At 57.5% G+C, this 16,092-nt stretch carries 6 protein-coding genes; all 6 read left to right on the top strand.

Going from position 1 to position 16,092, the window contains the following annotated elements; translation table 11 throughout:
• Positions 1 to 79 precede the first annotated feature (79 nt).
• Complete coding sequence (locus ABIQ96_RS26525) at positions 80 to 5,521, top strand: PQQ-dependent sugar dehydrogenase (protein ID WP_348217688.1); 5,442 nt, start codon at positions 80 to 82, stop codon at positions 5,519 to 5,521.
• A 55-nt stretch (positions 5,522 to 5,576) separates the two neighbouring features.
• Complete coding sequence (locus ABIQ96_RS26530; RefSeq protein ID WP_348217689.1) at positions 5,577 to 5,891, top strand: hypothetical protein; 315 nt, start codon at positions 5,577 to 5,579, stop codon at positions 5,889 to 5,891.
• Between the two features lie 169 nt (positions 5,892 to 6,060).
• Entirely contained in the window at positions 6,061 to 10,713 is a 4,653-nt protein-coding gene (locus ABIQ96_RS26535) for a hypothetical protein (RefSeq protein WP_348217690.1), read from the top strand.
• A gap of 209 nt (positions 10,714 to 10,922) precedes the next feature.
• A complete protein-coding gene (locus ABIQ96_RS26540; protein WP_348217691.1) occupies positions 10,923 to 14,003 on the top strand; it encodes a TIM-barrel domain-containing protein in 3,081 nt (1,026 codons plus the stop codon).
• A gap of 1,035 nt (positions 14,004 to 15,038) precedes the next feature.
• Entirely contained in the window at positions 15,039 to 15,542 is a 504-nt protein-coding gene (locus ABIQ96_RS26545) for a hypothetical protein (RefSeq protein ID WP_348217692.1), read from the top strand.
• 71 nt (positions 15,543 to 15,613) lie between these two features.
• Complete coding sequence (locus ABIQ96_RS26550; protein WP_348217693.1) at positions 15,614 to 16,033, top strand: hypothetical protein; 420 nt, start codon at positions 15,614 to 15,616, stop codon at positions 16,031 to 16,033.
• The last annotated feature ends 59 nt before the right edge of the window (positions 16,034 to 16,092 follow it).

Consider the following 16,092-nt stretch of genomic DNA (forward strand, 5'->3'; position numbering starts at 1 on the left):
CCTTGTGTCGCTGAAGATCGGCACGGTTTCCGCGATGAATCTTCCGCGCGTCTGACGGACGCATCACATTCAGTGCAATATGATTTCGAAACCCTTACTGGCGACTCTTCTTCTCCTCGCCTCGTTCATGGGACTGCGGAGGGCATCCGGGCAAACGATCGGAGCCGAAACTTTCACCTACGCTAACGGCTCGATCGCGAACAAAGCGGGAGGCACGGGCTTCAATTTCAACACCTTCACCAACACCGTCACCGCCACCACGTCCGATTGGGATGCGGCCTTCGGTTCGGCCACGTCCAGTATCCTGAGCAACCTACTCGTCACTAACAGCAGTGGCTTTCTTCGCGAATACAATGGCCCAACCGAAGGGGCTGGCATCGCGGCCGACGATACGAACGACAATCACGAACGCAGCGGCGCCATCCGCGCGACTGGCCAGGTTTTCTATCGCTTCACGCTCAACCGCGCCGCCAGCGCGTCCTGGAGCGGTGCCAGTTCTCTGGAATTCGGATCCGAGCAACTGTTCTTTGGCGTGCCTGGCGGCAGCGGCGCTGCGACCGATACCATCGGCATTCAGGAATTCGGAGCAAACAGTGGAACGACCCTCGGCAACATCAATCTCACGGACAGCACTACATATACTTTGGTCGCGGTGATCGACTTCGATAACCACAAGCTCGGACTTTTCGTCAATCCCGGCCCGGAAGACTATTGGAACCCGCGGGATGGCAGCAACAATGCCGATGTGACCCGCCCTTACACCGTGACCAACTGGTCCAGCGCCGTCCGGTTGGCCAGCTCCGGCCAAGCGACTTGGGACGATCTTATGGTCACCCGTGACGCGGCATCCGCCGGCTTGCAAACCCTCGGCAGCGAAACCTTTACCTACGCGAATGGGGCCATCAATGGCAAAACCGGAGGAAGTGGATTCAATTATAATAATTTCACGAACATCGTCACGGCCACCACTTCGACTTGGAATGGCTCCAGTGCGACCAACGCCGCAATTTCCAACAACCAGTTGGTCACCAATAACAGCGCCAACGCCCGCCGTGAATACAACGGACCGACCGAAGGCGCGGGCACTGCTGCCAACGATACGGATAACGATCACGAACGCAGCGGAGGCGTAAGGGTGGCCGGCCAGGTTTTCTACCGCTTCACGATCAACCGGGCAAGTGGCAACGCTTCCTGGAGCGGTGCCAGTTCGTATGCTTTCACGAGTGAACGAATTTTCTTCGGAGTGCCCACTGGCAATGCCGGCACCGACACTGTTGGCATCGATCAATCGGGCGTTGGGACGTCCTATGCGAACCTTCATCTGACGGATGGCATAACTTATACCATGGTCGCCGTCATCGACTACACGAATCATCTGCTAGGATTGTTTGTGAACCCCGGCCAGCAAAGTTTCTGGAATCCACTGGATGGCAGCAACAATGCGGATCTCACCCGCAGCTACACCACCTTCAGCACCACCACGACTGCGGACTGGTCCACCGCGGTCAGGCTTGCCAGCAATACGACGACGACCTGGGATGATCTCACTGTTTCGCTGAATGCCGCGGGCGTTGGGCTTCTCACCGCCATTCCGGATCTCGATGCGGACGGTCTCCCGGCCTATTGGGAAATACTGTATGGTCTGAGCGATGGCGACGATGGCACCATCGGGGAAAATCCTCCGGGAGCGAAAAACGGACCTAACGGAGCTCTCGGCGATCCTGACGGCGATGGCAAAACCAACGCAGAGGAATTCGCGGCCGGCACCAATCCGCAAAGCAACGACAGCGATGCGGATGGTTTCACAGATACCCTGGAATTCGCCGTCGGCACCAATCCCTCGAACCCCGCCAGTTATCCCGGCGCCGACCCGCAGCCCGGACTGATCGGCGTGGAAAACTTCAGCTACCCGGATGGTTCTGTTATCGGCCGCAACGCTGGTACCCATTGGGATGTAGACAATACCATGTTGAATGACAGCTTCGTCGGCCACACGATGACCTCCTCCGTGTGGAGCGCGAGTTCGGGTGATCCGCAGGTCGTTGGAGGCATTCTGAAAACCACCAATGGGAGCGCCGCCAGACGCGAATACAACGGCCCCGGTCCCGCCGATGAGACAAGTGGTGGAATTTGCCAAACGACCGAACAAGTCCAGCATGCGGTTTATTATCGTTTCCAAATGACACGCCGGGCGGGAGCCACTTGGGGAGGTGCGAGCAGTTTTGATTTCGGAGCGGAGCGCTTTCTCTTCGGTGTTCCCGGTGCTGCGAACCCTGTGAGCGGCCAGCTTGAATTCGCCATTCACGATCTGGCACAAAACCAGTGGGGTTACTCAGGCATCCAGCCGGTTGCGGGGCAGACCTATCAACTTGTCGGGAAAATCGATTACGACACCCACACGGCGGCACTCTATCTGAATCCCAATCTTTCGCAGCTTGAGAGTGCGAACGTGCCCGTGGCCACCTATTCGTTCACGGCGAGCAACTGGTCCACGGCGGTCCGCTTCGGCTCCGGCGGCACCGGTGATGTGGAGTGGGACAAGGTTCGGATCGCCAGCAACTGGCAGGCCCTGCAGGAAAGCCCGCCCGTGGCGAACAACGACACCATGAAGCTGCCGTCCGGTGGCCAGGCCCGCGTTCTCGTCACCGCCAACGACACCGGCTCGATCAACTCCTATTCCGTCACGCTCCTTACCTTGCCAGCGAATGGGACCGCCACTCTCGATAGCGACGGCGGTGTGCTCTATCACCACACGGCGGTTGGCACCACGTCGGATTCCTTTACCTATCGCGTCATGAGTGCCGATGGCACTGCGAGCTCCACTGCTACGGTGAATGTGGTCATCAACAACGCGATGCGTTTTGATACCAATTATGTAAACATGCCATCCGCACCTCCTGCGACTTCGATCGTTGTCGAAGACGCCTTGCCAAGCATCACCTTCGATTCACCGCACGGCTTCTGTTGCATTCCCGGGGACACCAAGAAAATCTTTGTGACCGAAGGTGATGGCCGCGTTTTCCTGATCCCCGATATCACGGCTGCCTCACCGCAGAAAATCCAGATCCTCGACATCACCGGCCAGGTGAATCACGACAACAACGAGTTGGCGATGAAGAGCATCACCGCCCATCCGAACTGGGCGGGCAACGGCTACATCTACGTCACCTATAACACAACAACAGCGACCGCCCGGCTTTCCCGTTTTACCTGTCAGACCACTGCGCCCTACACCGTGATCCCCGGGTCCGAGCAGATCCTCATCGATCAGGAAAATGCCGGAACTTTCCACAACATTGGGAAATGCACCTTCGGAGCCGATGGCTACCTTTATGTCGCTTTCGGCGACGAGGGAGGAAATCAGTCTGACTCTTATGACAACTCCCAGCACATTGACAAAGACATCTGGTCCTGCATCGCCCGGCTCGATGTCGATAAAAAGCCGGCCAATCTCATCCCTAACGACGATGCTGATATTCCCCGCTTGGGTGGCGGCTCCACGGGTGAGGCCAATTTCCGGGTTCCTGCCGACAACCCCTTCGTCGGAGCGACATCCTTCAACGGAATTGCCGTTAGCCCCACCGCCGTCCGATCCGAAATTTTCATCTGCGGCCTGCGCAATCCGTGGCAATTCTCACCCGAAGATCTCGATGGAAACGGCACCGTCGATGAAATATGGGTTGGTGATGTAGGCCTCAATACCCGCGAAGAAGTTGGCGTTTACACTCGCGGCCAGAATGGCGGATGGGCTTGGCGTGAGGGAACTGTAAACGGCGTCCGCGGCGGCCAGTTGATCAATGGTGTTGCACAGGCCGAGGCAACCCTAACTGAACCGATCTGGGACTACCCTCATGGCGGCGGCGCTTTCCAAGGGAATTGCATTGTTGGTGGCTTCATCTACCGCGGCACGGCCCTGCCGGAACTCACGGGAAAATACATTTGCACCGACTACGTCTCCGGAAACATCTGGACCATCCAACGCACGCTTCCGCAGCCCACCATCGAGCGCATCGGCGGCGAGGTCGCGATTGTTTCCCTGATGGAGAGCCCCGATCACAGCTCGGTGCTGTTGCTTGATCGCGGCAATACCGGGACCAACCAAGGCACCGGCTCTATCAAGCGCCTGAAGATCGGCACCATCGATAGCACTTTCCCGCAAAAACTTTCACAGACCAACTTCTTCGCGAATCTCACGGATCTAACTCCGAATCCTGGCGGAGTCGCCTACACCCCGAACCTCCGCTTCTGGTCGGACTTCGCGGAAAAATCCCGCTGGTTTTTGATCAACAACAGCGCCAGCAAGGTTGGCTACGCGGCCACGGGTCCGTGGATCTATCCGCAGGGCATGGTCTTCGTGAAACACTTCGATTATCCGACCCAATGGGAAACCTTCAACCGCACGATCAACGGCCAGTCGGTGACGGACAGGCGACCGCTGCCCGCTTCGCCAAAGGTCCGGTTGGAAACCCGCTTCCTCGTCCGAAACGCCACGGGTGCCTACGGGGTCAGCTACCGTTGGGGCAATCCGCAGACCGATGCCTCGCTTGTCGAGAGCAACGGAGACAGCTTTCCCGTTAGTATCACTCTCGACGGCCAACCTTCCACCGTCGACTGGCAGATTCCCTCCCGCACGTCCTGCATGACCTGCCATACTCCGGAAGCCGGTCACGCCCTCTCATTCAATACACTCCAGCTCAACCGCAGCGGATCCATCGGTGGAGTTACCGGAAATTTCATCTCCACACTTTCTCTAGCAGTTTATCTCCAGGGCTTCAGTGGAGATCCCGCCGCCCTGCCGCGCCATCTTCGTCCTGATGAAACCGCCTACTCAAAGGAAGCCCGCGTGCGATCCTATCTGGATGTCAACTGCTCCTACTGTCACCAGTCCGGCGGCACCGGCGGTGGGTATTGGGACGGTCGCAGCCTTCTCACGCTTGCGCAGACGGGAACGGTCAACACCGCGCCCGTGGAAGCTCCCGTGCAGCCCGGCGATTTCCTCATCACTCCCGGCCAAGTCAACCACTCCATCATCTACAACCGCCTCGCCGCAGCCAATGGCTACTCGCGCATGCCTCCGCTCGCCACGAATGTGGTGGATTACGAGGGTGCTCAACTTCTCGCCGAATGGATTGCCGGTGAAGTCAGCCCCTACAACAACTACGCCGCGTGGCGGCTTGCGAAGTTCGGCAGCTCCGGCTCACCTCAGGGCGAACCGGACTTTGATGCCGATGGTGACTCGGTATCTAATCTGCTAGAGTATCTCACTCACACCAATCCGAACAACCCCTCGGATCTCTGGCAGCCGGTTTTCCGTCGCGATGGCAACAACGTCGCCTACGACTTCACCGGCCTCGGTGATCGCCGGATCCAGGTTTACCGTTCCAGCGACCTCCACGGCTGGACGCCTTGGCTGGTTCCTGGAAATGACGGCACCCCTCTCAACACGGGAAGTGCCCACACCTTGGAAGGCCCCATCGGTTCGAGGAACGAGTTCTTCCGCTTCAAAATCGAAGAACGCTGAACGGGCAAGCCCTATCGAATGATGCGACGGCACGCGGCTGTCTAACCACCACGTGATGAAACGACGTGGATGGCTCAGATCCCTGGCGATGACCTTTGCCGATGGTGGAGCAGATCTCTTCGCAAACGCTTCTTTGTCAGCCGCGGTCCTGCTGCTCGCCTATGTGGGAAGACGACCGGCGAAACTCATTAAGATCCACACCTTCCACGAGCCTCAGGTCGTCGTTTTGAGCAATCTGCTTGGGAGGATGTCCGGCATTCCCAAATCCTATGCTGTCCGGGTGGCGTGGCTGACTCCGTATCGCAAAATCGGCAGGAGGATCAGGCAGGCGGACGATCGCGTCGAACTCGACATCTCGGTGGCGGCCTAGCGGAGAACTGAGCTCGTAAAAAAATTGAAAATTTCTGGCGGTTTGCGGAAGCCAACTGCGCATTTCCATCTGACGGAGCGAGAGATAGCGAACCCACCATCGCGACTATCCACTGCATTTCCTGCTCTCCGCGCTCGAAAAAACCATCTGCCAAAAACCCATCGATCCCATGAAATTGAAATCCCGCCCGCTCTTTGCCGCAACGACAGCCGTCATCATCTACTCAGGAGTATCCACTCTGGCCGTGCAGGGGGCCGACTGGCTCAACACCGGCACCACCGACTGGAACACTGCCAGCAACTGGAACCCGGCCGGGGTGCCTAACGGTGTGGCGGCCATCGTTAACACCAACTCCGGTTCGATCGCCACCATCACAGCCACGCCGTCCAATCCCGGGGACGTGATCGTCGGCACCGGCGCAGGAACCGGTCGGCTGGATCACACCGCCGGAACAGTGACCACGGGATCATGGGTGAAGATCGGTCAGAATGGCGGCACCGGCACCTACAATCTGGCGAACACCGGCGGCACGGGAGGTGCCCTCACCGGCTTCGCACAAGGGAGCGGAAGCCTCAGCATGACCGGCGGGGAGTTCCGGCTGGGCGGTGACGGCGCCACGATCACAGGCACCGGCACCTTGAACATGCACACCTCGGGAACCGTCACCGTCAACAACGGCGCGGCCAGAATCGGCCAGAGCGGCAACGGCGTGTTGAAAATCGACAGCGGCACTTTCAGCAAAACCGGCAGCGGCAACATCAACGTGGGAAATACCAGCGGCGTCACGGGTACCGTCAGCGTCTCCGGCGGTATTTTGAACAACAACGGCGAACTCCAGATCGGCAACGGAACCGGTGGTGTCGGCACCGTCACTCTCAGCGGCGGTGCGATCAACACGGCGAGTTGGGTCTCTATCGGACGCACGGGGGGTAATGGCACCGTGAACGTCAACGGAGGAACGTTGACCAAGACTGGGACTGGCACCGCGTTCATCATCGGAGATGCTTCCACCGGCACTCTGAACCAAACCAGCGGGACGTTCAATGCAGAGGGTGAATTCCGGATCGGCGGGGGAGCCGGTTCCAATGGGACGTTCATCATGTCGGGTGGAACCCTGAACGAGACGACTGCCGCCAGCGCATTTGCCGTCGGGCTCGGTGGCACGGGAGCCCTCACTCAATCGAATGCAGCTTCGATCACCTCAAACGGGGAATTCTGGATCGGGTCGACTTCTAACGGAAATTACACCATCAGCGGTGGAACGCTCAACACGAATAGCTGGTTCGTGGTCGGGCGGAATGCCAATGGCGTTGGCGTCATCAACATGAGCGGCGGAACGATCACCAAAGGCGGCGCGAACGACCTTGTCGTCGGCGGGGACAACGCTACCGCCAATGGAACGATCACCATGACCGGCGGCCTGATCAATGTGACGGCGGGTGTCACCAATATTGGCAAAGGAGGAGGCACCGGCACTCTCACCATGTCCAGCACCGCGGATTACCGCACCACCCAGATGGTTGTCGGAGTCGGCACTGGCATCGGCACGGTGAATCTCAATGGCGGCACCCTTAAAACCACCGGTCTCAACGGCGGCACCGGCGGTTCCACCGTCCACTTCAACGGGGGCACCCTTCAGGCGACGGCAAACACCGGAACGATCATTTCCGGACTCGGCACTGCGGATGTTCAAGCTGGAGGCGCTCTCATCGACTCGCAGGCTTTCGTCCTCACCACTCCGCAGACTTTCAGCGGCTCGGGTCCCATTATCAAATCCGGCACCGGTATTTTAACTCTAACCGGAAATAGCCCCGGTCATACCGGCAATTATATCGTCAATGCGGGAACATTGGGCATCAACAACCAGACCACAGGAGGCACCGATTTTACCATCGCGAATAATGCCGCCTTGCGCGTCATCTGCTTGGATGACGTCAACCAGAGGACGGTAGGCACGCTTACCTTCGGAACAGGTGGTTCGACCACCGCGAATTTCGATTTGGGAAGTCTTCCTGGAAATACATTCAGCGCTCCCGTTAGTGCCGGCAGTGTTGTCGTAAATGGGACGGTGACGATCAATATTGCGGATGAAAACATCACGACCGGCGAGATTCCTCTCATTCAATACACCTCCAAAACGGGGACCGTGGCAATTGGCACCCTGCCGACCGGAGTAACCGCCGCGATCACGGAACACGACAACACGATTTGGCTGAATGTCACCGCCGTCTCGCAACCACGGTGGGACGCCACTGTAAGCGAGTTCTGGGATGCCACCTCCGCCAACTGGACGGGCACGCCGACTTTCCTCTATACCAATGGAAACGCCACCACGTTCGATGACTCGGTGACGGGTCCGACCTTCGGTGCGGTAGTGCTGAATACGACGGTCACTCCTGGTTCGCTGACTTTCGACAACTGGTTCACTCCGTATGGTATTTCCGGCATCGGCCACATCAACGGAAGCACCGGTCTTGTGAAAAAGGGCACCGAGGCGCTGGCATTGAATACGTCTAACGGGTATACGGGGGTGACTGAATTGCAAGGTGGCATCACTTCGATCAACAGCCTCGCCAATGGCGGCAGCGTCAGTTCGATTGGCGCATCGGCAGCGGGTCCGGGCAACCTGCTTTTCTCCGGCGGTAGCCTCACCTACACGGGGGCTGCGACCAGCACCAACCGTGGATTCACTCTCGCCGCTATCAATACAACGATTTCCACCGCGGTTGACATCACCGTTAGCGGGCAGGTCGTCTCGACCGGCACCAGCAACATGATCAAGGCTGGAACGGGAAATCTGACCGTTTCGGGAACCCTTGCGAATACGTTCGGGACCGTCAACAAAGGCCTGCGTGTTAGTGATGGCGGATTGACCTTGAGCGGCACCGGTGCCAACACGGTTGCCGGTGAATTATGGGTCGGTGATCCGGTGGCCACGGGCAACACCAGCCTGACGGTAACCGGCACCACTCTTGCGACCGGAGGTCCGATCGCTCTGGGTGTCGGCAACGGCACGACGAACTTGTCAACCAACGTGACCTTTACCAACTCAACAGTGAGTCAAAGCGGCGGTGGTTTGTCGCTCGGCTACTCCAATGGTTTGGCTGGCTTTCTGGCCAACTCCAGCCTGACGCTGAATAATTCCACACTGAACTCCACAGCGATGGAAATCGGCAGAAGCACTGGCAGCACTGCTGTTTGCACGCTGAACGGAACGTCAACGATTAATGTCTCAGGCAGCACCCAGATTGGAATTGAGACCGCCGTTGGCACGGTGGACATGAAGGATGGCTCGATTTATAACTCAGCTGGTTTCTTCTACGTGGGCAGCTCCGCAGGTTCAACAGGAACACTTTTGGTTAGCGGGACCGCCGCGCTTTCCATCCCCGGCGACAATGAATTCCGGGTTGGAGGAAATGGCAGTGGCACTTTAATCCAGACCGCTGGCACCATTTCTGGAAATGGCTGGGTGTCCATTGGTAGAGGGGATCCGGCGTCCAGCGGGAATCTAACGGTGTCTGGTGGCACGTTTACCCAGGCAAACGCGGCTCGCTTCATCCATGTGGGCGAGATTGGTGTGGGAGTTCTCACGATTTCTGGTTCGGGTGCCTTTGTGGCAAACTCCACAACCGGGGTGCTGATCTCCGACGTCGCCTCAAGCAGCGGCGTCATCAACTTGGACGGCGGAACCTTGACCGCCACTGCCGTTCTTGACCAGACCATCGGTTCCGGATCCAGCACATTCAACTTCAACGGTGGCCTCCTCAAGGCGGGAGCAGGTGCCAATGCCACGTTCATGAATGGCATCGACACGGTTAACGTAAAGTCGGGTGGTGCGTTGATTGACAGCAACGGAAACAACGTCGCGGTCAACACGGCGCTGCTCGATGGCGCTGGTGGTGGCGGTCTCACCAAGTCCGGAGCCGGCGCTCTCTATCTGAATGGCGTCAGCACCTACACCGGAACAACTACGGTATCCACCGGCTCACTGGGTGGTACAGGTGCGGTCGCCGGACCACTGGTGGTCTCATCTGGGGCGACTCTGGCGCCCGGGATCGCAAATATAGGCACCTTGACCGCGGGGGGCTCGACCCTCTCGGGTACGTATGCTTGTGAGGTGAGTGGCACTACGTCGGACAAACTGGTTTCTAACGGAACTCTCAACGTGAGTGCTTCCACCTTGGCGATCACCGAAGTGACACCACTGACGGCGACTGTGATCATTGCGTCCTACACCGGGAGCGCCCCATCTCCTTTCGCCTCGGTCACCGGACTGCCATCCGGCTTTTCGGTAGATTACAACTATCTGGGTGGAAATCAAATCGCCATCAAGTCGGCGTCCTCTCCATATTCCACTTGGGCGGCGGCGAACATCACGGCGATCAATCCAGCGGCGGATGCGACTCCGACCGGTGATCCGGACCAGGACGGTCAGTCGAACCTCGCCGAATTCGGCTTGAACGGCAATCCAATGTCGGGTGCTGCTTCCGGTAAGGTCGTTTCGAAGGTTGCGACTGTCGGCGGGGTTCCCTCGCTGGTGCTCTCGATTCCCGTCAGAGGTTCCAGCGCGAGCAATCCGACCTTCAGCGGAGCGAGCGAAAAAGTTTCCGCCCTGACCGACGGCATTGTCTATCATGCTCAAGGTGGCACTGCACTTACTTCATGGGGTGCGGGGATTACTGAAGTGACCGGCGCCGACAAAACAGCGATTGAAACCGGATTGCCGGCACCGGACAGTGGCTGGTTCTACCGGACCTTCACCACCGGTGCGGTTTCCGGAACGCCGAAGAACTTCATGCGTGCGGTCATCGAACAACCCTGATTCCCGGGATCTAACGGACTATCGCGCGTCACTATCAATTCACAGGCCCGGATTCACGTCCGGGCCTGTTCCTTGGAGCCGGGTTGAGACTTCATTAACGCACGAAATTCACGATTTTTTATTCAATTCAAATGGATTTATCCTCTCACAAACAATCCGTTTTCCACCCATGCGCAGCTCCATCAAAATGGTTCGTGATCCCATCTCTGATGAGATCATCCCTCGCTGGAAATCAGGTTCACGCAAGGATGCGGATCGGAATTTCGTCAGTCGGAATTGCCATTTTCGGCATGTGCGGGATGGCGCAAGCAGCATCGGATCCCGCGAGTGAGGGAAAGTCGCGCATCACTATTGGAAACGCTCGATTCACGGTCATTACGCCAGAATGCATCCGCATCGAATCCTCTCCGAGTGGAAAATTCGTGGATGCGGAATCCACCTTTGCGGTGAACCGTGCGGCCCGGACGAATGATTTCAAAGTCGAGAGGGCGGGGGAATCTCTCGTTATCGACACGGGCAAACTCCGCCTTGTCTATCAGCCGGACGGACAGGCGTTGGGTGCATCGAATCTTTCGGCGCAAATCCGCATGGGTGATCAGTCCGTGACATGGTCGCCCGGCATGTTGAACTCGGGCAATCTGGGCGGCACCATTACGACTCTCGATACGGTCGTCGGGCCGGAGGATCTTGGAAAAGGAGTGCTGTCCCGCGACGGATGGTTTTTGTTGGATGATTCCCACTCGCCGTTGCTGACTTCCACGTGGGTCAAATCCCGACCCGCTGGCACTGGCACCGATTGGTACCTCTTCGGCTATGGCAAGGATTACAAGTCGGCCCTGCGCTCGCTGATCACCATCGGTGGAGCTGCGCCGATGCCGAGACGCTATGCGCTTGGGATTTGGTTTTCCCGGTATTGGAAATTCAAGTCCAGCGATTTTCGCTCGATCGTGGACGAGTATCGTCAACATGATTTCCCGCTGGACGTGCTGGTCATGGACATGGACTGGCATCGGGAAGGATGGACCGGCTGGTCATGGAACAAGGAATTGATTCCAGACGCGAAGGACCTTCTTTCCTGGTTGCACAAGGAGGGGCTGCACGTTCCCCTGAACCTTCATCCTGCAGACGGAGTATCGCCACATGAGGATCAATATGCGGATTTCATGAAAGCGCTTGGAAAGAGTCCTGCCTCCGCGGAAACGCTTCCTTTCGATGCGGGCAGCGAATCCTATATTGACGCTTTCCTTGGCAAGGTGCTCGCTCCATTGCAGAACGACGGGGTGGATTTCTGGTGGCTCGATTGGCAGCAATATCCCTTCACCCGATCTATTCCTGATCTAACGAATCTCTTCTGGATGAATGAGATTCTCTACAACAGCACGACATCGAATGGCGCGCGCGGTATTTCACTCAGCCGCTGGGGCGGGTGGGGGGATCATCGTCACCCGATCCAGTTTTCCGGAGACGCCGATACCGGCTGGCCGATGTTAGGCTTCGAGGTCCCGCTCACGTCCACCGCGGGGAACGTGGGCTGCTACTACTGGTCTCATGACATTGGTGGGCACACCGGCGGTCGGAACGAGGAATCCTATGCGAGGTGGGTACAATTTGGTGCGACTACCGCCGCCTTACGCTCGCACTCCACGAACAGGCCCGACATGGACCGGCGCCCGTGGCTCTATCCAAAATGGGCGGAGGATTCGATGCGGATCGCCTTCCACCTTCGTTCGCAGATTCTTCCTTATGTTTACACCAGCGCACGGCAGACCTTTGAAAGCGGCGTATCGCTGAACCGTCCGCTCTATCTGGAATATCCTGATCAAGAGCCGGCGTATCACAATGGGCAGGAGTTCCTTCTCGGAGACCATCTTCTCGTCGCGCCGATCACGATGCCCGGGGTTGGCCCCGGTCGGGTCGGACGGCAGGTCGTGTGGTTTCCTCCAGGCAATACTTGGTACAATCTGTTTACCGGCGAGAAATTCAGCGGGGTGCAGACGCGCATCGTCTCGGCGGACATCAACGAATTTCCGGTCTTTGCCCGCGGTGGCGTCCCGATTCCCCTGCAGCCCTATCAGGATCGGCCTGGCACGGCGGCTCTCAAGACCCTGCGCGTGCGCTGCTATCCGGGGACCGATGGACAGACGGGGAAATACACACTTTACGAAGACGACGGACAATCGAACGACTATGAGAAGGGAGCTCGCGCGCTGACGCCGCTGAGTTATACCCGGCATGGCGATCGCATCACGATCCATGTCGGTCCCACCGAGGGCCAATATCGTGATCAGCCGGCCAGTCGCGCTTATGAGATCGAACTACCTAACACGCAGAAAGCCGTTCAAGCCACGGCCAACGGAAAAGCGGCTGCAATCCAATACGACCGGGAGCTCGGAACCAATCGAATCTCCATTCCGGCACTGGCGATTGGCGACGCCATCACGATCGAGGTGAACGCCCCCGAAGCCGATGCCGCTCCATTTATCAGCGCGGCGAAGGCGAGAAGAGTCAGGGCGATCGTCGGCGATGCCTTGCAGCATGAGTCCCTGCCGAAGCTGCTGGCCGGAAACATGATCGATCCCGGCGAAAAGGATGCCTTGCTTGGAGTGGAGGGAATCGGATTGATGCCCTATCACGACTCCCCGACTTTCCACGGAGAAGAAAGCAAACTGGCCTTCCATGCCCCCTGCGGGATCATTGACGGAGATGCAGTCACACGGACGATCGAAGAAAAAAATTCAGGTTTGTTCGCGGAAAAGCGCTCGGTGATGCCACTGGGCGAAACGAATGAGCCCGTCAGGATCGACTCCGCCCGCTACGGGCGGATTGAATTCCAGTTAGGCGGGCGCAAATATTCCGTCGTATCTCCGGGTGTGAGCATGGTGGGCAATCTGGCATCGCTCGCAAAGGTCTCCGCCAGTTCCAGCGAATCCGGCCATACCCCTGCTGCAGCCGTTGACGGAAAGGTGGATGGTTACCCCGCAAAACCCTCTGCCGAATGGGCGGCCAACCGCCAGACCAACGGTGCCCGCATCGACCTCTCCTGGGATCTGCCGCAGACCGTGCGGAAGATCGCGCTCTTCGACAGACCTAACAAAGTTGATCAAGTGACCGCGGCCAAAATCCTATTCAGCGACGGCTCTACGCTCGATGTCGGTCCGCTCCCTGACGATGCGAGCCATCCACTTACCTTGGAATTTCCGCCAAAGACGATCAAGTCCCTCACCTTGGAAATCACCGGCGTGAAGCCGGGCTCCGAAAACGCCGGTGTGGCTGAAATAGGAGTCTATTGATTCAGCTCCCGGGATCCGTTTCTGACATTTAGATGATTGGATCCGCCGGTGTCCTCGGAAGTAGCCGCATCGTGCGATTCGTCAGGACAGGAGACCCACGAAAGTGCCACGGTTCCGTGCAAAAGGGACCTTGGTTCCTGGCTTCCCCTGAGCATCCGAAGGTGGGGTAAAAAGCGCGTTGGAAATAGAACCGGAGCGCTGTTATTTCCGTGATGTCTGGTTGCAACAATCGCGTTAAGACAGCTCCGGGATTCATCTTTCAATTTCTGAAGGTGGGCTGCACTGATCTCCGGTTGGTCACAGAGCATCACGATGATATCGGTTGGTTCGAGATCCATCATGGAAGTTACTCCGATGGCAATGGATACTCCGACGCCGGATTCCCCGGGGGGATTGAACACGATGCTCAGGGGCAATCCATGTAAAGCTTCGAGACTCATTTGATCCTCAGCTCCGACAACGACCGTCACGGGTCCCAGTCCTGAGTCCAAGGCGACCGATGCCATGTGACGAATCGAAGACCGGCTCCGCCATTTTGCGAGCTGCCCGGTTCCGGGACGGCGTGACTTCCCGGAGGCAATGATAACGATGCCCGTAAGACTCTTATCCGATTTCGAGACTTCGGAAAGATGGGCACCTCGGCGATTGTTAGGCCGATGGTTCCGACCGAGTGAATTCCGGTCAATTGAGGATTTTCCATCCCTTCTTATCGAAGAGTCGTTTTGAGGGGAATTAAAGTGAAATTGAAATTCTGAGAAAGCAGTGTGTGAGATCATGGAGGTAGGGGGTTGTTGTAAATTAACCCATCACACCGTGTGCCAGTGCCCGGGGGCTGACCACGGGTCGCTGGTTTGCAACGCGGTATCGCATGGGAAGCATCTCCGGTCATTCCAAGGAATATTCATAAGTGGGCATTTTGCATTCACGGATTTGCGGCCGTCATTGCAAACAGCAACGGCAATCCGCCCCCGGCGCGAGCTGCCCCGCTTCCGCGCGTGGTTGGAGGGCATTCGTGAGTTGGCATGAGTTCCGCAAATGAAAATTCGAACTACCGACACGATGAACCGCAAATTCAAAATCACGCTCAACCGCGACTCCGCCCGTGCCAGCCACGTGGTCTGTTATTCGGAAAACGAACATCCTGTCTCAACGAGAATCAGCGGAGACGAATCAGAGTTCCTGAGGCCTGACGGGACCGCCGTCTCATTCGCGACCGTCCATATGGACAAGCTGGCCCAAGCGGTGAAGGAGCAGTCGGAGGAATGCGGAGCGAACGGTGTCATCGAAGAGGTTACCGGCAACCGGGAATTCCGAATCAAGCTGAATGGAAATGGATTCCTGGCGGACTATCATGTCATCTATCATCCGGGGAATGGGAATCCCGTGGTCACATCTTCGGCGGACAATGCCGACGTTCCATTGCCTGATGGCAGCCTCATCCCGTTCAATAAACTAGGGGCGGGTGATTTGAAGAGTTTTGTCGCCAGCATGGCGAAGTCCAACGGTTTGAATTTTGAGTTTGTGGATCTGGACGAGTGAATTTCCTTCGTTCTGTTATCTCGAACATCCCTCCCTTGTATCTCCATTATCAACCATTTTTAAATCCTCCCATGAAACCTCTTGCCGAACTGCTGCCCGTTCCCCGCGTCTCCCTGATCAATGTTTCTCCCGACGAGGAGAATCCGTTTTATGAAACCGAAGGGAGTTTGTTGGAAGATCATTTCGAGCTGAACGACCTGATTCAGGACTATAACAAGGAAGACGTTTCGGAGGATCTGGAACAGCTCTGTCTCATGCAGATAGGAATTGCGCCCGAGCTGATCGCTTCCGAGCGGCAAGCGGCTCAAATGAACGGGAGGGATTTCTGCCCTGTCGCTCACGCGGGCTATAACCGGCTCAGCGCGATTCTCTTTTCGCGGCAGTGCTGGGAGGAAGTTGTACAGCTCTATAATGAAGCCAAGGCAGGCGGCTGGAATGTTGCGGAAATGGAAGCCCGGGTGGAAGCGGCAAAACGGGCGTTGACTGCCTGAAGACGGTCCATCGGGGATGCCTCGTGTTTTCCTTCGCAGCTTGCCTCTCACATGCCGAA

The organism is Luteolibacter sp. (assembly GCF_039920825.1).
In the GTDB taxonomy this organism is placed as follows: domain Bacteria; phylum Verrucomicrobiota; class Verrucomicrobiia; order Verrucomicrobiales; family Akkermansiaceae; genus Luteolibacter.